The 24859-nt window shown below is 71.3% G+C and carries 24 protein-coding genes and 1 tRNA gene; 12 read left to right on the forward strand and 13 right to left on the reverse strand.

The window, feature by feature from the left end:
- Window positions 1-43: 43 nt before the first annotated feature.
- Window positions 44-2395 carry a ribonucleoside-diphosphate reductase subunit alpha gene (locus ACIBVL_RS35900; protein WP_399104119.1) on the forward strand — a complete coding sequence of 784 codons (2352 nt, stop codon included), beginning with the start codon at window positions 44-46 and terminating at the stop codon, window positions 2393-2395.
- The gene (locus ACIBVL_RS35905; RefSeq protein ID WP_399104121.1) at window positions 2395-3408 is read left to right on the forward strand and encodes a ribonucleotide-diphosphate reductase subunit beta; all 1014 of its coding nucleotides are present in this window, start codon (window positions 2395-2397) and stop codon (window positions 3406-3408) included. Before ACIBVL_RS35900 ends, ACIBVL_RS35905 begins: the two co-directional genes overlap by 1 nt.
- Window positions 3409-3464: 56 nt before the next feature.
- On the opposite strand, the gene ACIBVL_RS35910 is transcribed toward ACIBVL_RS35905, so the two are convergent.
- From ACIBVL_RS35910 to ACIBVL_RS35955, 10 genes are all read right to left on the reverse strand, one after another.
- Window positions 3465-4835 carry a cytochrome P450 gene (locus tag ACIBVL_RS35910; RefSeq protein ID WP_399104123.1) on the reverse strand — a complete coding sequence of 457 codons (1371 nt, stop codon included), beginning with the start codon at window positions 4833-4835 and terminating at the stop codon, window positions 3465-3467.
- Window positions 4832-5929: an epi-isozizaene synthase gene (gene cyc1 / locus ACIBVL_RS35915; RefSeq protein ID WP_399104125.1), complete on the reverse strand. Its 1098-nt coding sequence runs from the start codon at window positions 5927-5929 to the stop codon at window positions 4832-4834. The genes ACIBVL_RS35910 and cyc1 overlap by 4 nt, the downstream gene beginning before the upstream one ends.
- Before the next feature lie 274 nt (window positions 5930-6203).
- Window positions 6204-6854, reverse strand: coding sequence for a peptide deformylase (def, locus tag ACIBVL_RS35920; protein WP_399104127.1), 651 nt, complete (start codon window positions 6852-6854; stop codon window positions 6204-6206).
- A gap of 76 nt (window positions 6855-6930) precedes the next feature.
- Complete coding sequence (locus ACIBVL_RS35925) at window positions 6931-7911, reverse strand: tetratricopeptide repeat protein (RefSeq protein ID WP_399104129.1); 981 nt, start codon at window positions 7909-7911, stop codon at window positions 6931-6933.
- A gap of 105 nt (window positions 7912-8016) precedes the next feature.
- Window positions 8017-9288 carry an HD-GYP domain-containing protein gene (locus ACIBVL_RS35930; protein ID WP_399104131.1) on the reverse strand — a complete coding sequence of 424 codons (1272 nt, stop codon included), beginning with the start codon at window positions 9286-9288 and terminating at the stop codon, window positions 8017-8019.
- Complete coding sequence (locus ACIBVL_RS35935) at window positions 9285-10589, reverse strand: HD-GYP domain-containing protein (protein WP_399104133.1); 1305 nt, start codon at window positions 10587-10589, stop codon at window positions 9285-9287. Before ACIBVL_RS35935 ends, ACIBVL_RS35930 begins: the two co-directional genes overlap by 4 nt.
- Window positions 10590-10738: 149 nt before the next feature.
- Window positions 10739-11041, reverse strand: a complete 303-nt coding sequence (gene rsrA / locus ACIBVL_RS35940) for a mycothiol system anti-sigma-R factor (protein WP_399104135.1) — start codon at window positions 11039-11041, stop codon at window positions 10739-10741.
- A complete protein-coding gene (gene sigR, locus ACIBVL_RS35945; RefSeq protein WP_399104373.1) occupies window positions 11038-11733 on the reverse strand; it encodes an RNA polymerase sigma factor SigR in 696 nt (231 codons plus the stop codon). The genes rsrA and sigR overlap by 4 nt, the downstream gene beginning before the upstream one ends.
- Before the next feature lie 258 nt (window positions 11734-11991).
- Window positions 11992-12621, reverse strand: a complete 630-nt coding sequence (locus ACIBVL_RS35950; protein ID WP_399104137.1) for an alpha/beta family hydrolase — start codon at window positions 12619-12621, stop codon at window positions 11992-11994.
- Between the two features lies 1 nt (window position 12622).
- Window positions 12623-13438 (reverse strand): SOS response-associated peptidase, encoded by an 816-nt coding sequence (locus tag ACIBVL_RS35955; protein ID WP_399104140.1) that lies wholly within the window; start codon window positions 13436-13438, stop codon window positions 12623-12625.
- Between the two features lie 50 nt (window positions 13439-13488).
- On the opposite strand from ACIBVL_RS35955, the gene ACIBVL_RS35960 reads away from it, so the two are divergent.
- The 4 genes from ACIBVL_RS35960 (at window position 13489) to ACIBVL_RS35975 (ending at window position 17074) form a co-directional block, all read left to right on the forward strand.
- Window positions 13489-14211 carry a M50 family metallopeptidase gene (locus ACIBVL_RS35960; RefSeq protein WP_399104142.1) on the forward strand — a complete coding sequence of 241 codons (723 nt, stop codon included), beginning with the start codon at window positions 13489-13491 and terminating at the stop codon, window positions 14209-14211.
- A 113-nt stretch (window positions 14212-14324) separates the two neighbouring features.
- Entirely contained in the window at window positions 14325-15632 is a 1308-nt protein-coding gene (gene aroA, locus ACIBVL_RS35965; RefSeq protein WP_399104144.1) for a 3-phosphoshikimate 1-carboxyvinyltransferase, read from the forward strand.
- Window positions 15633-15643: 11 nt separating this feature from the next.
- Entirely contained in the window at window positions 15644-16654 is a 1011-nt protein-coding gene (gene rsgA / locus ACIBVL_RS35970; protein WP_399104146.1) for a ribosome small subunit-dependent GTPase A, read from the forward strand.
- Window positions 16655-16750: 96 nt separating this feature from the next.
- Window positions 16751-17074, forward strand: a complete 324-nt coding sequence (locus tag ACIBVL_RS35975) for a DMT family transporter (protein ID WP_399104148.1) — start codon at window positions 16751-16753, stop codon at window positions 17072-17074.
- Window positions 17075-17114: 40 nt separating this feature from the next.
- On the opposite strand, the gene ACIBVL_RS35980 is transcribed toward ACIBVL_RS35975, so the two are convergent.
- A complete protein-coding gene (locus tag ACIBVL_RS35980) occupies window positions 17115-17735 on the reverse strand; it encodes a TetR/AcrR family transcriptional regulator (protein ID WP_399104150.1) in 621 nt (206 codons plus the stop codon).
- 142 nt (window positions 17736-17877) lie between these two features.
- Here ACIBVL_RS35980 and hisN point away from each other — a divergent pair, with 142 nt between their 5' ends.
- The 6 genes from hisN to ACIBVL_RS36010 all read left to right on the forward strand — a co-directional run bounded on the left by hisN (window position 17878) and on the right by ACIBVL_RS36010 (window position 22696).
- Window positions 17878-18678, forward strand: a complete 801-nt coding sequence (gene hisN, locus ACIBVL_RS35985) for a histidinol-phosphatase (RefSeq protein WP_399104152.1) — start codon at window positions 17878-17880, stop codon at window positions 18676-18678.
- Between the two features lie 167 nt (window positions 18679-18845).
- Entirely contained in the window at window positions 18846-19238 is a 393-nt protein-coding gene (locus ACIBVL_RS35990; RefSeq protein WP_399104154.1) for a cyclic nucleotide-binding/CBS domain-containing protein, read from the forward strand.
- Window positions 19239-19366: 128 nt separating this feature from the next.
- Window positions 19367-19783: a Fur family transcriptional regulator gene (locus ACIBVL_RS35995; RefSeq protein WP_399104156.1), complete on the forward strand. Its 417-nt coding sequence runs from the start codon at window positions 19367-19369 to the stop codon at window positions 19781-19783.
- A 134-nt stretch (window positions 19784-19917) separates the two neighbouring features.
- Complete coding sequence (locus tag ACIBVL_RS36000) at window positions 19918-20685, forward strand: ABC transporter ATP-binding protein (RefSeq protein ID WP_399104158.1); 768 nt, start codon at window positions 19918-19920, stop codon at window positions 20683-20685.
- A complete protein-coding gene (locus ACIBVL_RS36005) occupies window positions 20682-21554 on the forward strand; it encodes an ABC transporter permease (protein ID WP_399104160.1) in 873 nt (290 codons plus the stop codon). Before ACIBVL_RS36000 ends, ACIBVL_RS36005 begins: the two co-directional genes overlap by 4 nt.
- Window positions 21551-22696 (forward strand): ABC transporter substrate-binding protein, encoded by a 1146-nt coding sequence (locus ACIBVL_RS36010; protein WP_399104162.1) that lies wholly within the window; start codon window positions 21551-21553, stop codon window positions 22694-22696. Before ACIBVL_RS36005 ends, ACIBVL_RS36010 begins: the two co-directional genes overlap by 4 nt.
- A gap of 50 nt (window positions 22697-22746) precedes the next feature.
- On the opposite strand, the gene ACIBVL_RS36015 is transcribed toward ACIBVL_RS36010, so the two are convergent.
- Window positions 22747-22820: transfer RNA gene (locus ACIBVL_RS36015), tRNA-Met, on the reverse strand.
- 81 nt (window positions 22821-22901) lie between these two features.
- Complete coding sequence (locus ACIBVL_RS36020; protein ID WP_399104164.1) at window positions 22902-24743, reverse strand: sel1 repeat family protein; 1842 nt, start codon at window positions 24741-24743, stop codon at window positions 22902-22904.
- Window positions 24744-24859: the final 116 nt, after the last annotated feature.

Genomic DNA, 24859 nt, shown 5'->3' on the forward strand with positions numbered 1-24859 from the left:
CTGCCCCGCGCCAGGCCCCTTGCCGAGCGAGGGAGAGCCCCACGTGACCATCGCGCCAGCCGATCCGGCTTCAGCCACCCAGCTGGAACCCGACGGTCCCGGTGCCGCGCTGCTGCGGACCCTGACCGAGCTGACCGCCGACCTCCCCGACGCCGACCCCGGCCGGGTCGCGGCCGCCGCGCTGCGCGGCCGGTCCCTGCGGGCGGACGAGACGGAGCTGCGCGAGCTGGCCACGGAGGCGGCCGCCGGCCTGATCTCCGAGGACCCCGCCTACTCGAAGCTGGCCGCCCGGCTGCTGACGATCGGCATCGCGGCGGAGGCCGCCTCCCAGGGCGTGACCTCGTTCACCGAGTCCGTGGCCGTCGGCCACCGCGAGGGCCTCATCGCCGACCGCACCGCCGACTTCGTACGCCTGCACGCGGCCCGCCTGGACGCGCTCGTCGACACCGGTGCCGACGACCGCTTCGGCTACTTCGGACTCCGTACCCTGCACAGCCGTTACCTCCTGCGGCATCCCCTGACCCGCAAGGTCGTCGAGACGCCCCAGCACTTCCTGCTGCGGGTGGCGAGCGGTTTGGCCGAGGACGACACGACCCGTTCGGTCGACGAAGTCGCCGCGCTCTACGGGCTCATGAGCCGCCTCGACTACCTCCCGTCCTCCCCCACGCTCTTCAACTCCGGCACCCGGCACCCCCAGATGTCGTCCTGCTACCTCCTCGACTCCCCCGTGGACGAGCTGGACTCCATCTACGACCGCTACCACCAGGTGGCCCGGCTCTCGAAGCACGCCGGCGGCATCGGGCTGTCGTACTCCCGGATCCGCAGCCGCGGTTCACTGATCCGCGGCACCAACGGGCACTCCAACGGCATCGTCCCGTTCCTGAAGACCCTGGACGCCTCGGTCGCCGCCGTGAACCAGGGCGGCCGGCGCAAGGGCGCGGCCGCGGTCTACCTGGAGACCTGGCACTCCGACATCGAGGAGTTCCTGGAGCTGCGCGACAACACCGGCGAGGACGCCCGCCGTACGCACAACCTGAACCTCGCGCACTGGATCCCGGACGAGTTCATGCGCCGGGTGAACGCCGACGAGCAGTGGTCGCTGTTCTCCCCCTCCGATGTACCCGAGCTGGTCGACCTGTGGGGCGAGGAGTTCGACGCCGCCTACCGCAGGGCCGAGGAACAGGGCCTCGCCCGCAAGACCATCCCGGCCCGTGACCTGTACGGCCGGATGATGCGGACCCTGGCGCAGACCGGCAACGGCTGGATGACCTTCAAGGACGCGGCCAACCGCACCGCCAACCAGACGGCCGAGCCGGGCCAGGTGATCCACTCCTCCAACCTCTGCACGGAGATCCTGGAGGTCACCGACGACGGCGAGACGGCGGTCTGCAACCTGGGGTCGGTGAACCTGGGGGCTTTCGTGGTCGACGGCGACATCGACTGGGAGCGGCTGGACGCCACCGTCCGCACGGCCGTCACCTTCCTCGACCGGGTCGTCGACATCAACTACTACCCGACCGAGCAGGCCGGCCGGTCGAACGCCAGGTGGCGCCCGGTGGGCCTGGGCGCGATGGGCCTGCAGGACGTCTTCTTCAAGCTGCGTCTGCCCTTCGACTCCCCGCAGGCCCGTCAGCTGTCCACGCGTATCGCCGAGCGGGTCATGCTCGCCGCGTACGAGGCCTCCGCGGACCTGGCCGAGCGCAGCGGCCCGCTGCCGGCCTGGGACAGGACCCGTACCGCGCGGGGCGTCCTGCACCCCGACCACTACGGCGTCGAGTTCACCTGGCCGGAGCGCTGGGCGGCGCTGCGCGAGCGGATCGCGACGACCGGCCTGCGCAACTCGCTGCTGCTCGCCATCGCGCCGACCGCCACCATCGCCTCCATCGCCGGCGTGTACGAGTGCATCGAGCCGCAGGTGTCCAACCTGTTCAAGCGCGAGACGCTGTCGGGCGAGTTCCTCCAGGTCAACTCGTACCTGGTGCGGGACCTGAAGGAGCTGGGCGTCTGGGACGCGCGTACCCGTGAGGCGCTGCGTGACGCGAATGGCTCGGTGCAGGACTTCGCCTGGATCCCGGCCGAGGTACGGGCCCTGTACCGCACGGCGTGGGAGATTCCGCAGCGCGGTCTGATCGACATGGCCGCCGCCCGCACTCCGTACGTGGACCAGGCGCAGTCCCTGAACCTGTTCCTGGAGACGCCGACCATCGGCAAGCTCTCCTCGATGTACGCGTACGCCTGGAAGTCGGGCCTGAAGACCACGTACTACCTGCGTTCGCGCCCGGCGACCCGCATCGCCCGCGCCGCCCGGGCGGCTGTCCCCGTCCAGCAGGCCGCCGACCCCGACGCGGTCGCCTGCTCCCTTGAGAACCCCGAGTCCTGCGAGGCCTGCCAGTAATGACCAGCGAAGCCAAGAACCTGCTCGACCCGGGCTTCGAGCTGACCCTCCGTCCGATGCGCTACCCGGACTTCTACGAGCGGTACCGGGACGCCATCAAGAACACCTGGACCGTCGAGGAGGTCGACCTCCACTCGGACGTCGCCGACCTGGCGAAGCTGTCCGAGGGCGAACAGCACATGATCGGCCGGCTGGTCGCGTTCTTCGCGACGGGCGACTCGATCGTGGCGAACAACCTCGTGCTGACGCTGTACAAGCACATCAACTCCCCCGAGGCGCGCCTCTACCTGTCGAGGCAGCTCTTCGAGGAGGCCGTCCACGTCCAGTTCTACCTGACGCTCCTGGACACCTACCTCCCCGATCCGGAGGACCGGGCGGCCGCCTTCGACGCGGTGGAGAACATCCCCTCCATCCGCGAGAAGGCCGCGTTCTGCTTCAAGTGGATCAACGAGGTCGAGAAGCTGGAGCGTCTGGAGTCGCGAGCCGACCGCCGCCGCTTCCTGCTCAACCTGATCTGCTTCGCCGCGTGCATCGAGGGCCTGTTCTTCTACGGCGCCTTCGCGTACGTCTACTGGTTCCGCAGCCGGGGTCTGCTGCACGGCCTCGCCACCGGCACCAACTGGGTGTTCCGTGACGAGACCATGCACATGAGCTTCGCGTTCGAGGTGGTCGACACCGTCCGCAAGGAGGAGCCGGAGCTGTTCGACGAGCAGCTCCAGCAGCAGGTCACGGACATGCTCCGGGAGGCCGTCGAGGCGGAGCTGCAGTTCGCGCGGGATCTGTGCGGCGACGGTCTGCCCGGCATGAACACCGACTCCATGCGGCAGTACCTGGAGTGCGTCGCCGACCAGCGCCTCACCCGCCTGGGCTTCGCCCCGGTGTACGGCTCGGAGAACCCCTTCTCCTTCATGGAGCTCCAGGGCGTTCAGGAGCTGACCAACTTCTTCGAGCGGCGTCCGTCCGCGTACCAGGTGGCGGTGGAGGGCACCGTCGACCTCGACGAGGACTTCTGAGCCGTCCGTCGCCGGCGCCCGTGGAGACGCTCCCCGGGCGCCGGACCGGGCTTGCGTCACCCCGGCAGCGCGCGCAGCAGCAGCCGGCGCGGCCGGAGGGTGATGCCGATGTGCGTCCGGTCGTCGGAGCCGGGTGCCGGCTCGAAGCGGAACGCGCTCGCCACCACCGCGGTGATCAGGGTGAGCTCGGCCATCGAGAAGTGGTCGCTCGGGCACTTCCGGTTGCCGACGCCGAACGGCGCCATGGCGTGCCTGGGCACCGCCTCGGAGCGGCCGGGCAGCCAGCGGTCGGGATCGAACTCCTCATGCCGCTCGAACGACCGCGGATCGCGCTGGACCGCGTACGGGCTGTAGACGATGTCGGCGCCGGCGGGAATGCGGTATCCGCCGAGCTCGGTGTCGGTCACCGCACGCCGGGTCAGTATCCATACGGCGGGACGCAGCCGCATGGTCTCGATGACGACATTGGCGGTGTGCCGCAGTTTTCGCACGTCGTCGAATGCGACCGGCCGGTGACCGACAACGTTTTTCACCTCTTCGCGGATCTTGTCCACCTGCTCCGGGTGCTCCGTGAGGACGAGGAGCAGCGACATGAGCACGGAGCCGGCGGTTTCGCTGCCCGGGGTGAGTATGGCGACGACCTGGTCGTGGATCTCCTGTTCTCCGATCGAGTCGCCATTGTCGTCCTTCGCCTCCAGCAAAGCCGTCAGCAAATCGTCCGGTTTCTCACCGGACACCCGGCGGTCGGCCACGATCTCGTCGACGAGGCGATGCAGGTCGGCCAGTGCCCGGTTGAATTCGCGGTTGGCCGGAATCGGCACCTGATAAAGCGGTCCGAGGGGCACCACCATGCGTTGGTACATACCGGCGAACAGGGTGGCGAGCGCCGAGGTGATGCGCTCGGACCGGGCGTCCATGTAGCTGCCGCGCATCAGACAGCGGGCGGAGATGCGCACGGACACCCGGAAGGACTCCGCGGTGACGTCGAGGACCTCGCCCTTCGCCCAGCGCTCGACGAGCGCGTGGGTCTCCTCCTCCATGATCGGCCCGTAGGCGGGGATGGCGTCGAGGCGGAACGCGGGCTGCACGGTGCGTCGCTGGCGGCGGTGGAGCGGGCCGTTGGACGTGGCCACGCCCTCCTTGCCGAGCAGGCTCTCCAGGGACTCCCACAGGGGTCCGGCGACGATGAAGTCGGGGCTGAGGGCGAGTGCCCCGGTGAGCTCCGGCGCGGTCACGGCGTACACCGTCTTGGGGCCCAGCCTGAGGCGGACGACGTCGCCGTGCTCGCGGAGCCGGGCCAGGAAGGCCAGTGGGTCGCGGGCGAGCTTCCAGCCATGGCCGAGAAGCGGAACCCTGCCCCCGGCCAGGGGCGGCTCCCGCAGTTCGGACCTCTCGGGGGGTAAGGATTTCACGGACTCGACGGTCATTTCTCACCTGCCGCTTCGTTGGTGACGTACGGGGGCGTGGACCGGTCGTCCCAGCTGTCGACCATGTATCGGCCGGACTCGTGGTGGAACCAGTAGACGGAACTGAACCAGTTCCGCATGTTCGCGAGGCAGTTCCGTACGGCGGCGCCGAGTTCCTTTCCGTGAACCGCCCCGTCGGCGATCCGGTCGGCGAGCCGTATGACGTCCATTTCGACGGCGAGAAACCCGGATATGCATTCCCCGACGCGCCTGCGGACTTCTTCCACCGCCTCTTCCAGCGTCAGTCCCTCATGGACGATGAGACTGATTCCGAGATTGTGCACCTCGTCGCCCGCTATTTCCTTGGGCAGCGAACAGAGGTCGTTGTACAGGGCGGCGAACTCCTGACTCAGCGTGGCCGCCCGCCGATAGGAAGGGTGTTTCCGCACCGCGTCCGGGAGTTCCCTTCCCGCACTCAGCTCCAGCAGGTCGTTCCAGATGGAGTGCGCGAAGGTGAGCCGACGCAGTGCGAGGTATTCCTCGACACCGGGAATCCGCCCTTCGGTACGATTGCGGAATTCCCGGTCGTAGGCCTCGATCACGGCGTGGAAGTGGCGCGTGAACCGCGCGTTCCAGGTGCCGGGGAGGAAGGCGAACAGCCGGGCCACGCTGTCCGCGAGTCCGGCCACCAGCGCGTCCGGATGGTGCAGGTGGACCGCCGGGGCGTCCAGGGCGGCGTGCAACCGGAACCTCAGTCGGCGCCAGTCCGCGGCGCGGCCGTGCACGACGTCGCGGTCGTGCCGGTCGTCCCAGACGAAGAACCAGGCACTGTAGTCGGCGATGGCCTGCAAAACCTCGTCGGAGGCACCGAGGTAGTACCCCGCCATCAGGTCCGTATAGCACAGTCCGTCGGCATATTCTTCGACCTTGTCCGCCGGCATGAGGCGCTTTTCCAGCAGCCAGGAGCGGGTCTTCTCCTGCAACCGGGGCCAAAACGGATGCAGTTGCCGGGGAAAAGCCGCCTCGATGACCGGAAGCGAGAGCGAGGGCGGGACCGTGGGTACGGTCGCCGTCGCCGTGGTGCTGTATGTGGTGCTGTATGGGAAGGCTGGCACGAACAACCCCTCTCAGCCGCCAGTGGGCGCACACCCCTTCCGTCGTGCCGGCTGTGCGCCGGTGCATATCCCCGCACTCCCCATTCAGCACTACAACCGACCGTTCTGGGAATGGATTTGCTGCATTCACTACCCCGGCATGCCGGGAATCCACTTCGGCATGACCGGTTATGGATCAGCGGATGTGCATAAGCGATCGAACGTCCGTCGGACATACGAACGACGCCTGGCCGGGAGGATTCCCGGCCAGGCGTCGTGTAGGTGGTGGCGTGGTTCAGTCGTTGGCGACCACGGGGTAACGGGGCTCGTTCTCGGCCATCTGCCGCAGGGCGTCCTTGCGTTCGCGCTTGGACAGGCGGTCGATGTACAGGTACCCGTACAGGTGATCGGTCTCGTGCTGCAAACACCGAGCGAAGTATCCGGTGCCGCGCACCTTGATCGGGTTGCCCTTCTCGTCCTGCCCGGTCACCTCGGCGTAGTCGGGACGGGCGAGCGGCGCGTACGCGGTCGGCACGGACAGACACCCCTCGTTGCTGTCGTCCAGCCGGCGCTTGTCGGCGGGCAGTTCGACGAGCTTGGGGTTGCAGACGACTCCGGTGTGCCGGACGCCCTCGTCGTCGGGGCAGTCGTAGACGAAGACCTTCAGGTCGACACCGATCTGGTTGGCGGCCAGGCCGACGCCCTCGGCCGTGCGCTGCGAGGCGAACATGTCCGCGACCAGTTGCTGGAGCTCCTCGCCGAACGCGGTGACGTCCTTGCACTCCTTGTGCAGCACCGGGTTGCCGACAACGGTGATCGGCCGCGAGGTACCGGCCTCCCGCCAGGCCTGCTCGCGCTCCTCCGTCTCCTCGGTGTCGATGACGAAGCCCTCGTCGTCCACGGGGAGCACGCCCGCGTGCTGCTGATCGGTGTCCTGCTGCGCCATGACCGACGTATGCCTTCCTGCAACCTGAAGAAATCTGCGGAGTACAGCCTAAAGGGCGAGAGCTGGGGGGAGCCGTTCAGCAAACCTCTTCCAGGTCCCGCCAGTCCCTCGAATCCGGGCTGTCGGCCACCCACCCGTCCAACAACCCCCTCACCAGCGATGCCGGCGCGGCCACGCCGCACTCCCGCTCGGGAACCCACAGCTGCCCGTCGGTCCGATGGCCGAGCGGTCCCGGATGTCCCGGTTCGCTGTGGTCGTGCGGGTCGAGATGCTCCCCGTCGCCCTCGTCGGACGGCATCCGTGACTCCGAGCACATCCGGCACAGCAGCCGCACCGACGAGGACCAGTCCTCCGCGGCGAATCCCGCGTCGGCGGCCAGCCGCTCCAGCGCGTCCCGGTCGTCCTCGGTCGCGGCCTCCAGCAGGACCACCCAGGTAGGCACGGGGGACGGCGCCCACAGCTCGATCTCGTCGAAGACCGGGTAGGAGTGCCCGGCGGCCGTGGTCCGCTCACCGTGCGGGACGCCGTCGTGCAGCACGACCTCGCCCCAGCGCCGCCCGGAGGACGGCAGCGGGATCGACAGCACCTCCATGCGGGCGGGGTCCAGCCGCCGCCCCCACACCACCTCGGCCTCCCCCTCGGGCGACAGCCGTACGGCCGCGCTGCCCAGCTCCATGCCGAGCGGCTCGCCGGAGCCGATGCCGCTGCCGGGCACATGCAGCCCGTACGCCTGCCAGGCGCGGCGGGCCAACGGCCAGTCCTGCAGGGCGGTGGCGGCGATGCCCACGTTCCACCAGTCGGGGGCGCCGGTCTCGCGGTCGAGCAGGGCGACGGCACGCAGGCCGGCGGTGCGGGCCTGCTCCCAGTCGTGCCGGAACTTGTGCAGCAGCGCCAGGTTGAACCAGGACTCCGACAGCCAGGGCTCCAGATCGGCGGCACGTGTCAGCAGCGCGCCCGCGTCCTCGTACCGTCCGTCGCCGATCAGCGTGAACGCACGGTCGGTGGCCTGCCGCCAGGAGGCGGAGGGCCGGTGCCGTCCCTTGCCGAAGATCCTCACGATTCCCGCCTGCCAGTTCCGTGGTGTGGGCTGGCCAGTGCCCCCGGACACTCTCTCCCTCGCATCCAACCACGTGTGGCTGGGAGGTCGCTCATTACCCATGGGTTACCCAGCCTTGGGCAGAGTCAGACAGTCTCGTGACAGCACCCTGGCCAGCGCCTCGACGACCTCCGGCGCGTACTCCCCGCCGGTGCCGAGGCGCAGCTCCTCCAGGGCGGTGAGGGGGCCGCCGGGGCCGGCGCCCTGCACCTTCTCGTCGTACGCGTTCACCACCCGGACTATGCGGGCGGCCACCGGCTGCTCCGGGTAGGGGTCGGCCTGCCGCTCGACGACCGCGGCGACCTGGGCGCCGGCCCCGGTCTGGCGGACCACGGCGCCGCCGAGCAGCGCGATCCGCCGCTGCTCGGCCGCCGTGAGGCCCGAGGTGGCCCCGGCGGGCACCGGGTCGACGAGGCTGAGCTGGCCGATGTCGTGCATGAGGGCCGCGTACTCCAGGACGGTCAGCTCGGCCTCCGGCAGCCCCAGGTCCCGGCCCACGGCCTGACTGAGGGCGGCGACCCGGCGGGCGTGGCCGGCCGGGGTGTACCCGGCGATCTCGGTGGCGCGGGCGAGGGAGGCGATGGTCTGCCGGTAGGTGGCGCGCACGGCGGCGTACCGGCGCAGGGACAGCTGGGTGAGCAGCAGCGGCACGGAGAACACCGGCAGCGCCCACAGCCCCACGACGGCGACGGCGAGCGCCATGACCGCGCCGGTGGCGCACACGGCCGACCCGATCCCGGGGACCGCGCGCAGCTCGTCGCGCAGCAGTGGGGGGAACGGCCAGCCGGTGCGGGAGTGCGCCAGCGCGGCGGCGACCACGGCGTCGCACAGCACGGTCAGGACCAGCAGGGCGAGCAGGACGAGGGCGTGGGCGGGGCCCCGCCCGTGGTCGAACGCCCCGTGGTGGTAGAGGGGCTGGAAGCAGACGGCCGCGAAGCCGACGGCCAGGACGCGGCGGACGAGGTGGTCGAGAACGGGTCCCTGGCCGCGTGCGAGATGCGGCACGCTGCCCAGCAGCGAGGCGGTGGCCACGACCGAAACGGTCTGGGCGACCCCGTGGTGGCTGGGGTGTCCGGCGTGCTCCCCCAGCAGGGCGTACGACAGCGCCCCGGCGGCACCGAGCGGCGCGGTCTCCCGCAACCCGGGCCCTCCCGCGGTCGAGCCGGGCCCGCAACGGGGAAGGGTCAGCTCGCCGACGGCGACGAGGGTCCCGAAGGCGAGCGCGACGGCTCCCTCCTCGACGCCGGTGCGGAAGGTGACGAGGAGGGAGACGGCGGTGAGAAGGCCGGCGGCGGTGTGCAGAGAGGTGGCGGTGTCCAGGGGACGGCGCGCGGTCATCGGGGCACCCCGGGCCGGTCGGGAGCGGCCGGTGCGGGCACGGTGGGCGAGACTTCGTCGGCGGTGACCACGGGGTGCCAGCCGTCCCGCCCGATCACCCGTACCAGGGCGGTGACCATCCGCGGGTCGAAGTGCGTCCCCGCGCACCGCTCCAGCTCCGCCAGGGCGACCTCCACCGGCCGCGCCCGGCTGTAGCAGCGGTTGGACGTCATCGCGTCGAAGGCGTCGGCGACGGCCACCACCCGGGCGGGCTCCGGGATCTGACCGCCCACCAGCCCGTACGGGTAGCCGCTGCCGTCGATCCGCTCGTGGTGGTGGAGGATCGCCGAACGGGCCTCGCCGAGGAAGGAGATGCCCCGGGTGATCTCGTGCCCGTACTCCGGATGCAGCTCGATCACCCGTCGTTCCTCCGGTGTCAGCGGCCCGTCCTTGCGCAGCAGCCGGGTGGGCACGCCGAGCTTGCCGACGTCGTGAAGGATCCCGGCGAACCGGAGGACCTCCACCCGGCTCTCGTCCATCCCCAGCTCACGCGCGATCATCATGGAGGCGTGGCCGACGCGTTCGCTGTGGCCGCGCGTGTAGCCGTCCTTGATGTCGACGGCCTGCACCAGAGCGCGGATCGTCGCCCGGTGGGCCGCCCGTTCCCGGTGGTACTGCGCGAACACCCACCAGGAGACGGCCATCGGGAAGAGCACGAGCAGCGCGGCGACCGGCCCGTAGGGGCTGCGCCACAGCACGGCCATCATCAGCCCGGCGAGTCCGTGCACGGCGAGGGGCGCGAGCGAGCGCAGGAACAGCCCCCGGCAGCACCGCTGAAGCGGCAGCCCCTCGGCGAGCGCGAGCATCCCGCCGTCCAGGACGGCGAGCACCCCGCAGAAGACGAGAACGCCCGCGCCCGCCGGAACCAGCGCGTACGGCACGTCGGAGCCGGCCACGGCGTCCCGCCCGCCCAGCGCCCCGTGGACGCCGGACGCGGCCCACACCGCGAGCGAGGACTGGGCCGCCCGCCAGACCCGGCGCAGCAGGAAGGGGCCCTGCTCGACATGCGAGAACAGGGCCCCGGGAAGCGGTACGAGCGCCGCGGCGGGCGGTGACAGCAGAAAGGCCCCGGCGAGCAGGACGGGGGAGAAGGTCCCGGCGAACCGGCGCCGCGCGATCTGCTCGCCCCCGGCGTACAGGGCGGCGAGCAGGACCACGGCCCACCAGGGCGCGCGGGCACCGGTGATCGGCGACAGACAGAACAGGGCACCGAGGGCGATACAGGAGACGTACGCGCGCGCCCGCGCCGGAACTCCCTCCATGACGCCTCCCCAGCCGTCCCCGTCAGGCTCCGTCGCCCGTCCAGGCTCCGTCCTGGGTTCGGAGCCTAGGGTGGCGTCGGGTGCCCATGGGGCCGTATCACCCGGGGATTAGCACATTCGGGTGACGCCCGTGCTCACGGCGGTGGCCTTCAGGATTCCTGCGGGGTGGCCGTCACGTCGTGTTCGGGCACGGACTGTCCGGAGCGGATCAGTTCGATCCGGCCGATGACCTTGGAGCGCAGGTCGATCGGCACGTCGTCATGGCCGCAGCACCGCTTGACCAGCTTCTTCACGGCCTCTTCGAGCCCGTACTTCTCCAGGCACGGCGAGCACTCGTTGAAGTGCTGCTTGAACTTGTCCCGATCGACGTCCGGCATCTCGCTGTCGAGGAACTCGTAGAGATGATCCAGGACCTCACTGCAGTCCGTCTCATGCGGCTCTCCGCAGCTCATGACCCCGAGCCTTTCGCTTCGTTCGACTCTCCGGCGCCGGCCGGGACGAGCCCGCGCTCACGGGCGTAGTCCTCGAGCATGCCGCGCAGTTGACGGCGGCCCCGGTGCAGCCGGGACATCACCGTACCGATGGGTGTCCCCATGATGTCCGCGATCTCCTTGTAGGCAAAGCCCTCGACATCCGCCAGATAGACGGCGATGCGGAACTCCTCGGGGATCGCCTGAAGTGCTTCCTTCACGTCCGAGTCGGGCAGGTGGTCCAGCGCCTGCGACTCCGCGGAGCGCAGACCGGTCGACATGTGCGACTCGGCGCGGGCGAGCTGCCAGTCCTCGATCTCCTCGGCCGCACTGCGCTGGGGCTCGCGCTGCTTCTTGCGGTACGAGTTGATGAACGTGTTGGTGAGGATCCGGTACAGCCAGGCCTTGAGGTTGGTGCCCTCACGGAACTGGTGGAAGGACGCGTACGCCTTGGCATACGTCTCCTGCACCAGGTCCTCGGCGTCCGCGGGGTTGCGCGTCATGCGCAGCGCGGCCGAGTACATCTGGTCGAGGAACTCGAGCGCGTCCCGCTCGAAGCGCGCGCTGCGCTCCGTGGTCGACTCGTCGCTCGTCCCCACGTCCACGCCCTGGCCCTCGGGCAGCTCCGCCTGGCCGTTGTCGGTCCCTGCGTCGGTACCGGTGACCGGACCCACCTCCTCAAAGATCTGGGCGGGACCGAGACCGGTCCCACTCGAATCGGAGGATAGACGACGACCGGTGCCTGCCGCCGCTCCAATTGGAGCGGTCTTGGCCGCGTGCAGCACCGTCCAGTCCAGGGCGGTGCGGCTGGAGCGGCTCGGGCAGATGGTCGAACCCATGCGGCGGACTTCCTCTCCCAATGACGTCGGTGCTGGGTGTTCAGCACTTCTGTCGGGCTCAACAGCGGCCCGCCCCGCAACATTCCCCGGCCTTCACCCCAGTGACCCGGCCCACTTCACGACGGCGTCGGTGACAATCGCCACGGCCTCCTCCTGGCTGATCTCCGCCCTCTTGGGCACGGCGAAGCCGTGATCGCCGTAGGGCACCTCGACGAGTTCGTAGTCGCCGCCGGGGAACTCGCCGGGCCGGCCGAAGGTGTCGTTGCCGCCCTGGACGACCAGTGTGGGCACCCCCGCGCCGAGCAGTTCGCCGGCCCGGGACTTCTCCGGCCTGCCCGGCGGATGGAGCGGAAAACCGAGCGCGAGGACGGCGTGGGCGCCGAGCTCGGTGGCCGTGCGGCACGCCACGCGGGCCCCCGCCGACCGCCCGCCGGAGATCACCGGCAGCCCCGGCGCGGCGACGGCCGGCCAGATCCCGCGCCAGCCGACGTCGAGCGTCTTCGGCGCGGGCGCCACCTTCTTGCCGGCCACCCGCCAGGGCTGCTCGACGAGGGCGACGGTCACGCCGTGCGCGGGCAGGGCGGCGGCGAGGGCCTTGAGGTCACGGGCCTCGATGCCGCCGCCGGCGCCGTGGCCGACGGCGAGGACGAGCTTCGGCTGCTCGGCGGCGTGCCAGGTGATGCGGGCGTGCCCCGCGTCCGTACCGACGATCTCAGTGGTCACGCTAGAAGAGTGTGCCCTCTTCCGGCCCCTCCAGCTCCTTCAGCAGCTCCGGGCTGTTGTTGCGGACGTTGCTGACGGCGGTGGACACGGGGTAGGCGCGCATCAGCCCGGCCGGCGGGGGTTCCAGCAGGGACCGCAGGTCGTCGAGGTCCGTGCGGGCCGGGTCCAGCCAGGCGTCCCAGCGGTCCGGGGTGAGCATCAGGGGCATCCGGGGGTGGATGTCGACGAGGGCGTGCGGGCCGTCGTCGGGGGCGACGGCGAGCGGGGTCCTCTCCGCCTCCGTGGTGATGACGGAGCACGTCACCCACCAGGCCTGCGGATGGTCGTCGGGCAGGGTGCGGTCGCGCCAGAACTCGTAGAGCCCCGCCATCGCGAACACCGAGCCGTCGGCCGGCAGCACGAAGTACGGCTGCTTGCGCGCCCGCTTCTTCTTCCCCTCCACCTCCAGCTCCCGCTCCTCCTGGGCGGTGACCCACTCGTAGTAGCCGTCGGCGGGCAGGATGCAGCGCCGGGAGGTGAAGGCACGGCGGTACGACGGCTTCTCGTGCACGGTCTCGGCCCGCGCGTTGATCATCCTGGCGCCGCCCTCGGGCGACTTGGACCAGGAGGGCACGAGTCCCCACTTCAGCTTCCGCAGCTGTCGAACCGGCCGCTTGGTCTCGGCGTCTTTCAACGGACGGTCGAGGACGGCGTAGACCTCCTTGGTCGGCGCCACGTTGTAGTCGGGGGCCAGGGTCTCCTCGGGCTCCCACTTCTCGACTTCAAAGATTCCTGCGAGATCCTCGGGCCTGCGACTCGCTGCATACCGTCCGCACATACGTGCCACACTGCCAGACTCCGTACGACGAGAGGGAGCCACAGCCGAACATGGAGAGCACCGCCGCCACCGCTCTGCCCGACCTGTGGGACCGTCTCGTGGGCACCCAGCCCGACCCCGACCTGTGGGTGGTGATCGCCACCGCGGTCGCGGCCCTCGCGGTCGTCGTGCCGCACACCCTGTGGCGGATATCGCGCAACGCGATCACGATCGCCCACGAGGGCGGCCACGGCCTGGTCGCGCTGCTCACCGGCCGCCGGCTCACCGGCATCCGGTTGCACTCCGACACCAGCGGCCTCACGGTGAGCCGCGGCAAGCCGCACGGTCTCGGCATGATCCTCACGGCGGCCGCCGGCTACACCGCTCCCCCGCTCCTCGGCCTCGGCGGCGCCGCGCTGCTCGGCGCCGGCCGCATCACGCTGCTGCTCTGGCTGGCGACCGCCCTGCTGGTCGCGATGCTGGTGATGATCCGCAACGCGTACGGGGCGCTCACGGTGGTCCTGACCGGGGGCACGTTCCTGCTGGTGTCGTGGCTGGCCGGGCCTCAGGTACAGGCGGCGTTCGCGTACGTGGTGGTGTGGTTCCTGCTGCTCGGGGGCGTGCGCCCGGCCTTCGAACTGCAGATGAAGCGCCGCGCGGGCGGGGCCGGCGATTCGGACGCGGACCAGCTGTCCCGCCTGACGCACGTACCGGCGGGGTTGTGGCTGTTCCTGTTCCATGTGGTGAGCCTGTGCTCGCTGATGGGAGGGGGCCGCTGGCTGCTCGAGATGTGAGGGCGAGCTGCCTTCCGGAGCGCGAAGCCGTATCGCTACGCGGCTCCGCCGCGGGGCGCGACCAGCCCGGACGGCGCAGCACCCGAACGACGGCCAAAGACTAGAGTGGCCGCATGCCCGAAACCCCCGCCCTCTGGCCCGCCCCCACCGCGAGCGAGGCCGTCGACGCGACGGTCCACGTGCCGGGGTCCAAGTCCGTCACCAACCGCGCCCTCGTCCTCGCCTCCCTCGCCTCCGAGCCCGGCTGGCTGCGCCGCCCCCTCCGCTCCCGCGACACGCTGCTCATGGCCGAGGCCCTGCGGGCGATGGGCATCGAGATCGAAGAGGGCGTGGGCCCCGACGGCACCGGCGAGGCCTGGCGCGTACTCCCGGCGGGCCTGCGGGGCCCCGCCACGGTGGACGTCGGCAACGCGGGCACCGTGATGCGCTTCCTCCCGCCGGTCGCCGCCCTCGCCGACGGCCCCGTCCGCTTCGACGGCGACCCCCGTGCGTACGAGCGCCCCCTGAACGGCGTCATCGACGCGCTGCGCGTCCTCGGCGCCCGGATCGACGACGACGCCCGGGGCGCGCTGCCGCTGACGGTGCACGGATCGGGCGCGCTGGACGGCGGCCCGGTGGAGATCGACGCCTCCTCGTCCTCCCAGTTCGTCTCGGCTCTGCTCCTCTCGGGCCCCCGCTTCAACCAGGGGGTGGAGGTCCGCCACATCGGTTCGACGCTCCCCTCCCTGCCCCACATCCGGATGACGGTGGACATGCTGCGCGCGGTCGGCGCCCAGGTGGACACCCCGGAGTCGGGCGGCGAGCCGAACGTCTGGCGGGTCACGCCGGGCGCCCTGCTGGGCCGGGACCTGACCATCGAGCCGGACCTGTCGAACGCCCAGCCGTTCCTCGCGGCGGCGCTCGTGACGGGCGGCCGGGTGCTGATCCCTGACTGGCCGGCGCGTACCACCCAGCCGGGTGACCGGCTGCGGGAGATCTTCACCGAGATGGGCGGCTCCTGCGAGCTGACGGACTACGGCCTGGTGTTCACCGGTTCGGGTTCGATCCACGGCATCGATGTCGACCTGGCCGAGGTCGGCGAGCTGACCCCGGGTGTCGCGGCCGTCGCCGCCCTCGCCGACTCCCCGTCCACCCTGCGGGGGGTGTCCCATCTGCGCCTGCACGAGACGGACCGGCTGGCGGCCCTCACCAAGGAGATCAACGAGCTCGGCGGTGATGTGACGGAGACGGCCGACGGCCTGCACATCCGCCCGCGCCCGCTGCACGGCGGAACCTTCCGCACCTACGACGACCACCGTATGGCGACGGCCGGTGCGATCATCGGCCTGGCCGTGGCGGACGTTCGGATCGAGAACGTGGCGACGACGGCGAAGACGCTGCCCGATTTCCCCGAGCTGTGGGCCGGGATGCTCGGGATCTAGGGACTTTCGCCATGCGCCGCTACGGCAAGCACACCGACGAGGACGACATCCGCTCCCGCCCCAACCGCAAGGGCAACCGGCCTCGTACGCACATCAGGCCCAAGCACGAGGACGCCGCCGAGGGCATGGTCCTCACCGTCGACCGGGGCCGCCTGACCTGTCTGGTGGACGACCGGATCGTGATGGCGATGAAGGCCCGCGAGCTGGGCCGCAAGGCGGCGATCGTGGGCGACCGGGTGGCCCTGGTGGGTGATCTGTCCGGCGCGAAGGACACCCTCGCCCGGATCGTCCGCATCGAGGAGCGCACCTCGGTGCTCCGCCGTACCGCGGACGACGACGACCCGTACGAACGGGTGGTCGTGGCCAACGCCGACCAGCTCGCCGTGGTCACCGCCCTCGCTGACCCGGAGCCCCGCCCCCGTCTGATCGACCGCTGCCTGGTGGCGGCCTACGACGGCGGCCTGACCCCGCTCCTGGTCATGACGAAGTCCGACCTGGCCCCGCCGGACAAGCTCCTCGAGCTGTACGGCGACCTGGACATCCCGTACGTCGTCACCAGCCGTGAGGAACTGGAGAACGGGGACGCGGCGGACCGGGTGCGCGAGCATCTGGCCGGGCGGATCACGGCGTTCGTCGGTCACTCGGGCGTCGGCAAGACGACCCTCGTCAACGCGCTCGTCCCGCACGACAGGCGGCGGCTGACCGGTCATGTCAACGCGGTGACCGGCCGTGGCCGTCACACCACGACCTCGGCGCTCGCCCTGCCCCTGGCGGGCACCGACGACTGGGTGATCGACACCCCGGGCGTACGGTCCTTCGGCCTGCACCACGTCGACCCGTCCCGCGTGATCCACGCCTTCCCCGACCTGGAGCCGGGCACGGCGGGCTGCCCGCGCGCGTGCAGTCACGACGAGCCGGACTGCGCGCTGGACGAGTGGGTGGCCGAAGGGCACGCGGACCCGGCCCGGCTGTACTCGCTGCGCCGGCTGCTGGCCACGCGGGATCGCACGGAGGGCGACTGACCTCCGCGTTGTTTGTGATGCGGTGAGTGCGGCAAGTGCATAATCGCACCGAGCCGACCGGGTCGACCGCCGGGCGGACGAACGGGAGGACAGCACATGGCGTGGCTGCTGGTCATCGTCGCGGGACTGCTCGAGACCGGCTTCGCCGTCTGTCTGAAGCTGTCGCACGGCTTCACACGGCTCTGGCCCACCATCGCCTTCTGCGCCTTCGCTCTCGGCAGCTTCGGCCTGCTGACGCTCTCCCTGAAGAAGCTCGACGTCGGCCCGGCCTACGCGGTGTGGACGGGCATCGGAGCGGCGGGCACCGCGATCTACGGCATGATCTTCCTCGGCGACCTGGTGTCCATCCTCAAGATCGTCTCGATCAGCCTGGTGATCATCGGCGTCATCGGCCTTCAGCTGTCGGGGTCGGCGCACTGAGGTGAGCAAGCCTTGCCGGCGTCGACAACGCTCGTGATCACTACACCTGGGCGCTGCTGTGGCGTTGCAGGGCGCCCCGTACCAGTTCGGCCACCCCGTCCGCCCCGGCCGGCGGTGCCGCCACGCAGGACAGGGCGAGGCGGAGGGCGAGTTCGCAGGCACGGGCCAGGTCGGAGGTGTCCGCGCGGGCGGCGCCGGGGCCGCCGAGCACGGCGACGGCCCGGTCCCGGACCGCCGTCATGAGATCGCCGGGCGAGGGCAGCGGCCCGTCCGCCCGCCGCTGCGCCGGTACGGCGGAGGAGGACGGCACCGCCGAGAGCGTCGGCGCGGGCAGGCGCTCGCTCCAGCAGCCGGTGAGCAGGGCCCGTACGAGTACGTTCTCCCGGGCGAGCGAGGCGGTCCACTCGGCGGTGGCGACGAGCCGCTCACGGACGTCGCCGGGCACGGCCAGCGCCCGCTCGACCCCGGCGAGATAACCGTCGGCCTCCCGCCGCACCAGCGCCCTGGCCAGGCCTTCCTTGCTGCCGAACTCGTTGTACAGGGTCTGCCGGGACACCCCGGCGGTCGCCGCGACGTCCACCATCCGCACCGCGGACCACGGCCGCTTGGCGAGCGCCGAGAAGGCGGCGTCCAGTAGGGATTCCCGCGCTGCAGGCATCATCGCCTCCCGGGGGCGAGCGGATGGTGCCCAGGTTTGACGCGCCGGGGGGCACTGTCAAGGGTTCGTGTGGGGCACATGGGGGGTCTGTCCGCACTGCGGCCTGATGTAGCCCCGTCCCGCCCCGCCGGATACGGTTCGTCCCATGCCGGACTACCTCGACGACCTCCGTCTCGCGCACGTCCTCGCGGACGCCGCCGATGCCGCGACCATGGACCGCTTCAAGGCCCTCGACCTCAAGGTCGAGACCAAACCGGACATGACCCCGGTGAGCGAGGCGGACAAGGCCGCCGAGGAACTGATCCGCGGCCAGCTCCAGCGTGCCCGGCCCCGGGACGCGATCCTCGGCGAGGAGTACGGCATCGAGGGCACGGGCCCGCGCCGCTGGGTGATCGACCCGATCGACGGCACCAAGAACTACGTGCGTGGCGTGCCCGTCTGGGCCACGTTGATCTCCCTGATGGAGGCGGGCGAGGGCGGCTACCGGCCGGTGGTCGGGGTGGTCTCCGCTCCGGCCCTGGGCCGCCGCTGGTGGGCGGCGAAGGGGCACGGCGCCTACAGCGGCCGCAGCCTCTCCTCCGCCACCCGGCTGCACGTCTCCCGTGTCTCGAAGCTGTCCGACGCCTCGTTCGCGTACTCCTCGCTCTCCGGCTGGGAGGACCGCGGCAGCCTGAACGGCTTCCTCGACCTCACCCGCGAGGTGTGGCGCACGCGCGCGTACGGCGACTTCTGGCCGTACATGATGGTCGCCGAGGGCTCGGTGGACCTGTGCGCCGAACCGGAGCTGTCCCTGTGGGACATGGCGGCCAACGCGATCGTCGTGACGGAGGCCGGCGGCACCTTCACCGGCCTCGACGGCCGCCCGGGTCCGCACAGCGGCAACGCGGCCGCGTCCAACGGGCTCCTCCACGACGAGCTGCTGGGATATCTCAACGAGCGCCACTGAGGCCCACAGATGAGCGCGTGCGCCCTCAATTGGCGGCGCGCGCCCTCTTGTTGACTCTCGCTTTACCTGAGACTCTGAGGATCCCCCCACTTGTGAACTTGTGAATCCGTGCACGCGCGGGTCCGTCCGCCGGACGCACGGATTCCAGTAGGAGGTGGCTCCATCCCATGCTCGTCCGCGACGCCATGAGTTCGGTGGTCCTCACCATCGGCCCCGCCCACACCCTCCGCCAGGCCGCCGCCCTGATGTCCGCCCGCCGGGTCGGCGCGGCCCTCGTCCTCGACCCGGACGCGGGCGGCATGGGCATCCTCACCGAGCGGGACATCCTCAACTCCGTCGGCCTGGGCCAGGACCCGGACACCGAGCGCACCCACGCCCACACCACCAACAACGTCGTCTTCGCCGCCCCGACCTGGACCCTCGAGGAAGCGGCTCGCGCCATGGCCCACGGCGGCTTCCGTCACCTCATCGTCCTCGACGAGGGCGAGCCGGCCGGCATCGTCTCGGTCCGCGACATCATCCGCTGCTGGGCACCGGCCCGACAGCGCGTCCCCGCCTGAGCACACTCCCGGCCACCGCCGGCCGAGATGGACAGCCCCGATCCTATAATGGACAATGTCTAAGTCAGGGTCCGCTCCAAAATCACACCCGATCGGGATCTGTTCCTCCTGCTGTTAGGCTGGTGCGCATGAGTGACCTTCTGGAACGGCTGCGCGGACGCGGATGGCGGATGACCGCGCAGCGACGCGTCGTGGCCGAGGTCCTCGACGGCGAACACGTCCACCTGACGGCCGACGAGGTGCACGCCAGGGCTGTCGCCAAGCTGCCCGAGATCTCCCGGGCGACCGTCTACAACACGCTCGGCGAGCTGGTCTCCCTCGGCGAGGTGCTCGAGGTCGCCACCGACAGGCGCGCCAAGCGGTACGACCCCAACGCGCACCGTCCGCACCACCACCTGGTGTGCGCCCGGTGCGGCGCGATCCGTGACGTCCACCCGACCGGCAACCCGCTGGCCGACCTCCCCGACTCGGAGCGCTTCGGCTTCTCCGTCTCGGACGTCGAGGTGACCTACCGCGGCGTCTGCCCGGACTGCGCGGCAGCCTGACGGCTCGCGCTGAAGCCCCGGCCCCCTCCATGGCGGCCGGGGCTTCGCGCTGTGTGCGACCTTCCCGAATCTGACGGCCCGTCATAAAGTCGACGGCGCCCACACGTCCGTACCGCACCGCGCGAGGAGCGCCCGTGGGAGAGCCGTATCCAAAACTCAGCGCACACGATCTGACCCGAACCTTCGGCCGGGGCCCGGGCGCGGTCGACGCCCTCGGCCCCCTCGACCTGTCCGTCGCCCCCGGCGAGTTCGTCTGCGTGGTCGGCCCCTCCGGCTGCGGCAAGTCCACGCTGCTGCGGATCGCGGCGGGCCTGCTGCGCCCCGGCACGGGCACACTGGAGATCCGCACGTCGAGCCCCCGCCCGGCCGCCATGATCTTCCAGGACTACGGCATCTACGACTGGAAGACCGTCCGCGCCAACGTCCGCTTCGGCCTGGACGTCCAGCGCGTCCCACGCCGTGAGGCGAACGCCCGCGCCGACGACTGGCTGGCCCGCATGGGCCTGGCCGACTTCGCGGACGCGTACCCGGCGGCCCTGTCGGGCGGTATGCGCCAGCGGGTGGCGATCGCCCGGGCCCTGGCCGTGGAGCCGGAGATCCTGCTGATGGACGAGCCCTTCGCGGCCCTGGACGCCCAGCTCCGCAGGATCCTCCAGGACGAGCTCCTCGACCTCACCCAGACCACCCGCACCACCACCCTGTTCATCACCCACAGCCTGGAGGAGGCGATCGTCCTCGGCGACCGTGTCCTGGTGATGTCCGCCCGCCCCGGCCGGATCATCGCCGAGCACCGCCCGCCGTTCCCGCGCCCGCGCACCGGTGACATCCGTACGACACCGGAGTTCACGGCCCTCCAGGGCGAGCTGTGGGACCTGCTGAGGAAGGAGGCGGTGCCGGCATGACCACGACCGCTCCGGACAAGGAGAAGGAAAGGGAATCCGTCCTGATCCGCCGCCCCGGCCCCGAGGAACTCCACCCCGTCCGTACCCACCGCCGCCGCAGAACGGCGGAACTGACCCTGGCCGTCGCGGTCCCCGCTCTCCTGGTGCTGCTGTGGCAGCTGGCCGCGGCACGGTCCTGGATCGACGACCGCGTCTACCCCGCCCCCTCCACCATCCTCGCCGACGGCTGGGACCGCGCCGCGGCCGGCGAGCTGTGGCCGGACGTGTGGGCCACCCTGAAACGCGTCCTGGCGGGTTACGCGACCGGCACGGCGGCGGGCTACGCCCTGGGCCTGCTGATGGGGTCGGTGTCCTGGGTGAGAGCGGCGCTGGAGCCGACCCTGGACGCCCTGTACGTCGTACCGAAGCTGGCCCTGCTGCCGGTCTTCCTGAACATGTTCGGCCTGGGCGAGGGTCCGCAGGTGGCCCTGGTGGCGGCCACGGTCTTCTTCTTCGTCTGGATCTCGACCATGGCGGCGGTGATGGCCGTCCCGTCCGGCCACCGCGACGCGGGCCGTGTCTTCGGCGCCTCTCCCTGGCAGATGTTCCGCCATGTCCTGCTGCCGGCCTCGCTCCCGTCGGTCCTGGTGGGCGCGCGGATCGCGGCGGGCGTGGCAGTCCTGGTCATCGTCGCCTCGGAACAGATCGCCGCGACGGACGGCCTGGGCCACCTGATCTTCGACTCGCGTGCGCTGTTCCAGAACGACGTGATGTTCGTCGGCATCGTGTGCGTGGCCGTCCTGGGCGTGATCTTCTCCGAGGTCGTACGGCTGCTCGGCCGCCTGCTGACCCCGTGGGCGCCGACGGACCGGGGACGGGGGCAGTCATGAGGACGCTCCCCAGGACGTTCCACGGCGTGGCGGTCGTCGTCGGTGCCCTGCTGGCGTCGGCGGCGTGCACGTCGCCGGACGCGGACGGGGCGGCCCCGGAGGCGGCGGCTCCGCGCACGGTCCGCCCCGTGGCGGGCTGCGGCGACACCTCCTGGACGGACCCGTCGGACCTCTCCCCCACCCGCGCCCCGGCCCGCTGCCGCACCGGCGCCCCCGCTCCCGTCCCCCTGCCGAAGCGACGGAAGCTGACGATCGCGACGGGCACGCTGAGCGCGGAGTACGTGGCACCGCTGGAGGTCGCCCTCGACAAGGGCGAGTTCGAGCGGGAGGGCCTGGACGTCGAGCTGAAGGTGCTCCCCACCCCCGAGGCCCTCCCGCTGCTGGCCAAGGGCGAGGTCGACGCCCTGTGGGCGGCCCCGGAGGCGGCCGTGATGAACGGCGTCAGGGGCGGCTTCGACATCCGCTGGGTCGCGGGGAACTTCTCCCCCGACCCGTCCTCCAAGAGCGGTCTGTGGGTGAGGCTGAAGGACGGCGAGACGGCCGCGGACGTCTCCATGGCCGGCCGGCGCCTGGGCACGATGATCGGCAAGGGCTCGGTGATCGCGTATCCGATGGAGAAGGCGCTGAAGAGCCACGGCGGTGATCTGTCCCACATCCAGTACCAACAACTGGGCTCGGCGGACGTCCTCACCGCCCTGCAGAACGGCGGCGTCGACTCGGCCTGGCTCCTCGACCCGGTGTGGCGCAAGGTCGACGGCGACCCGTCCTACGCCTTCCTCGGCGGCCAGCCGATGGGCGAACCCCTGGGCGGCCTGCTGTACGGCCCGAACCTGCTCGCCGACGACATCGACGCGGGGGTGGCCCTGCTGCGGGCCTACATCCGCACGGTGAACACCTACTTCTCGGGGGACTACAAGAAGGACGCGGCTTTCGTCACCTACCTCGCGAAGCTCCTGAAGACCGACCGGCGGATCCTGGAGTCCACACCAGCCCTCCGTATGGACTGGGAGATCCGCGCCGGCACGACGGACCGCCTCCAGGCGGCCTACGAGGCCCAGGGCGTGGCGGAGGACGAACCCCTCCCGGAGTCACGGACGGTGAACCGAAGCCTCTACGAGGAGGCGGTGGGCCATACGCCCTGATCATGCACCGAGGGCCGGAACCCTTTCGGATTCCGGCCCTCGGCCTTCAGTAGCGGGGACAGGATTTGAACCTGCGACCTCTGGGTTATGAGCCCAGCGAGCTACCGAGCTGCTCCACCCCGCGTCGATGAATGCAACGTTACGTGAAGGATGAGGGCAGAGGCAAATCCGTTGTCCGGGGGTGCCTTTTCGACCGACCGCTTCGTCACGCCGACAGTTCCTCCCGCAGCGCGTCCCGCAACCGCGCCGCCCGCTCGGCAACCTCCCCCGGCCCCAGGGACACCGCCCGATCCGCCCACCGCTTCCCCTCCGCCAGCTCTCCCCGACGCGCGTAGACCAGGGCAAGCCGCAACGCCGCCCGCCCGTGCCCGTCGTCGGCGGCCCGCGTCCACCACACCACCGCCTCCGGCTCGCTCCCCTCCCGCGCCAGCAGCAGCCCCAGATTGAACGCCCCGTTGCGCGAACCGGCCTCGGCGGCCTCCCGGTACCACCGCGCCGCCTCGCACACGTCACCCCGCGCCGCGGCCAGCATTCCGACCCTCACCTGTGCCCGCCGGTGGCCCTGCTCGGCCGCCCGCTCGTACCACTCCTCGCACTCGGTCTTCTCGTGCACGATCTCGCCGAGCTCATGCGCGGGCTGCGGCGGACGCCGCGCGTCCAGTACGGCCGCCAGCCGGTACGCCGCCTCCGCGCTGCCCCCGCCCGCGGCGCACCGCAGATGCCGTTCGGCCTCCTGCTCGTCCCCCTCCCGCAGCCGGGCGATCCCGACCTGCAGCGCCGCCTCGGTGTGCCCGGCGGCGGCCGCCCGCTCGTACCAGCGCAGCGCGACGACGTCCTCGCCCCGCCCCGCGAAGAGGATTCCGAGGTTGAACGCGGCGTCGACGCTGCCCGCCTCCGCCGCCTTGGAGAACCAGGGCTCCGCCCCGGCGGTGTCGCCGACCTGGAGCAGCAGGACGGCCAGCGCGTTGGCCGCCTCCCGGTGCCCGGCGTAGGCCGCGCGCCGGTACCACTGCTCGGCCTGCGCGGTCCGGCCCTGCTCGGCGCAGAGCAGCCCGAGGTTGTAGGCGCCGTTGTCGTCACCGGCGTCCATCGCGGCCCGGTACCAGCGCTCGGCGGTCTGGGTCTGCCCCCGCTCGGCGTGCAGCGCGCCCAGCGCGTTCGCCGCGTTGCCGTCGCCGTCCTGGGCGGCCCGCAGCCACCAGATGGCGGCGTTCTCGGTGTCTCCGGCGTCGCGCAGCAGGAACCCCAGCGCACAGGCGGCCCGCGCCTCGCCGTCCTTGGCGGAGGTCAGGTACCAGCGCCCGGCCTCCTTGAGCTCGCCCCGCCGCTCCAGGATGGCCCCCAGGTGCAGCGCGGCCCTGCGGTGTCCGCGCGCGGCGGCCTGCCGGTACCACTGCTCGGCCTCCGTGTGCGGGGGGACACCGTTGTCGCCGTCGGAGTCCTGCGGGGCCCCGCGGTCCAGCGTCCGCGCCAGCCGGTACGCCGCCTCCCGGTGCCCCCGCTCGGCGGCGGCCCGCATCCACCGCTCGGCGTCGGCGTCCGCGCGGTGCTCCAGCAGATCGGCGAGGGCGTACGCGCCGAGGGCGTGCCCCTGCTCGGCGGACTGGCGCAGCCAGTACTCGGCGGCGGGCTCGTCGCCGCACTCACGGCAGTGGCGCCCCAGCGCGTGCGCGGCCGCGGCCGAACCGGCGACGGCGGCGACCCTCCACCATCCGGCGGCCTCGTCGGCGTACCCACGCTGATGGAGAAGGACACCCAGGTTGTTGGCCGCGGCCCGGTCGCCGGCCGCGGTGGCGGCGCGCAGATGGGGCTCGGCACCGTCGAGGTCGCCGCGGCGCAGCAGCATGGCCCCGAGGACGCTCGTCGCCTCGGCGTCGCCGGTTTCCGCGGCGAGCCGCAGGCGCATCTCCTCGACGGCTTCCCCCGTCTCGACGGCCTCGGCCGTCTCGTCCCGGCTCTCGTCCGGGGTCGCTTCTGCTTCCTCACCGGAAGTCTGCACAAACCGCCCTGTCTCGAACAGAGTTGCCTTGTCCCCCATAACGTCCATCGTCGCACCACCTGCAACCCGGGTACACCTGGTATACCGCAGCCCGTAAGGTCACTTCAGCGTTTTGTCGACATGCCCACAGAGAGACAAGTCAAACACAGTTCGGGCAACTCCCC

It is taken from the genome of Streptomyces sp. NPDC049687 (genome assembly GCF_044465285.1).
In the GTDB taxonomy this organism is placed as follows: Bacteria; Actinomycetota; Actinomycetes; order Streptomycetales; family Streptomycetaceae; genus Streptomyces.

Coding starts and splice junctions, on each gene's coding strand:
- ACIBVL_RS35905 (WP_399104121.1), top strand. CDS start 2,395: ATGACCAGCGAAGCCAAGAACCTGCTCGACCCGGGCTTCGAGCTGACC.
- ACIBVL_RS35910 (WP_399104123.1), bottom strand. CDS start 4,835: ATGACCGTCGAGTCCGTGAAATCCTTACCCCCCGAGAGGTCCGAACTG.
- def (WP_399104127.1), bottom strand. CDS start 6,854: ATGGCGCAGCAGGACACCGATCAGCAGCACGCGGGCGTGCTCCCCGTG.
- ACIBVL_RS35930 (WP_399104131.1), bottom strand. CDS start 9,288: ATGACCGCGCGCCGTCCCCTGGACACCGCCACCTCTCTGCACACCGCC.
- ACIBVL_RS35935 (WP_399104133.1), bottom strand. CDS start 10,589: ATGGAGGGAGTTCCGGCGCGGGCGCGCGCGTACGTCTCCTGTATCGCC.
- rsrA (WP_399104135.1), bottom strand. CDS start 11,041: ATGAGCTGCGGAGAGCCGCATGAGACGGACTGCAGTGAGGTCCTGGAT.
- ACIBVL_RS35955 (WP_399104140.1), bottom strand. CDS start 13,438: ATGTGCGGACGGTATGCAGCGAGTCGCAGGCCCGAGGATCTCGCAGGA.
- ACIBVL_RS35960 (WP_399104142.1), top strand. CDS start 13,489: ATGGAGAGCACCGCCGCCACCGCTCTGCCCGACCTGTGGGACCGTCTC.
- aroA (WP_399104144.1), top strand. CDS start 14,325: ATGCCCGAAACCCCCGCCCTCTGGCCCGCCCCCACCGCGAGCGAGGCC.
- rsgA (WP_399104146.1), top strand. CDS start 15,644: ATGCGCCGCTACGGCAAGCACACCGACGAGGACGACATCCGCTCCCGC.
- ACIBVL_RS35975 (WP_399104148.1), top strand. CDS start 16,751: ATGGCGTGGCTGCTGGTCATCGTCGCGGGACTGCTCGAGACCGGCTTC.
- ACIBVL_RS35980 (WP_399104150.1), bottom strand. CDS start 17,735: ATGATGCCTGCAGCGCGGGAATCCCTACTGGACGCCGCCTTCTCGGCG.
- hisN (WP_399104152.1), top strand. CDS start 17,878: ATGCCGGACTACCTCGACGACCTCCGTCTCGCGCACGTCCTCGCGGAC.
- ACIBVL_RS35990 (WP_399104154.1), top strand. CDS start 18,846: ATGCTCGTCCGCGACGCCATGAGTTCGGTGGTCCTCACCATCGGCCCC.
- ACIBVL_RS35995 (WP_399104156.1), top strand. CDS start 19,367: ATGAGTGACCTTCTGGAACGGCTGCGCGGACGCGGATGGCGGATGACC.
- ACIBVL_RS36005 (WP_399104160.1), top strand. CDS start 20,682: ATGACCACGACCGCTCCGGACAAGGAGAAGGAAAGGGAATCCGTCCTG.
- ACIBVL_RS36010 (WP_399104162.1), top strand. CDS start 21,551: ATGAGGACGCTCCCCAGGACGTTCCACGGCGTGGCGGTCGTCGTCGGT.
- ACIBVL_RS36020 (WP_399104164.1), bottom strand. CDS start 24,743: ATGGACGTTATGGGGGACAAGGCAACTCTGTTCGAGACAGGGCGGTTT.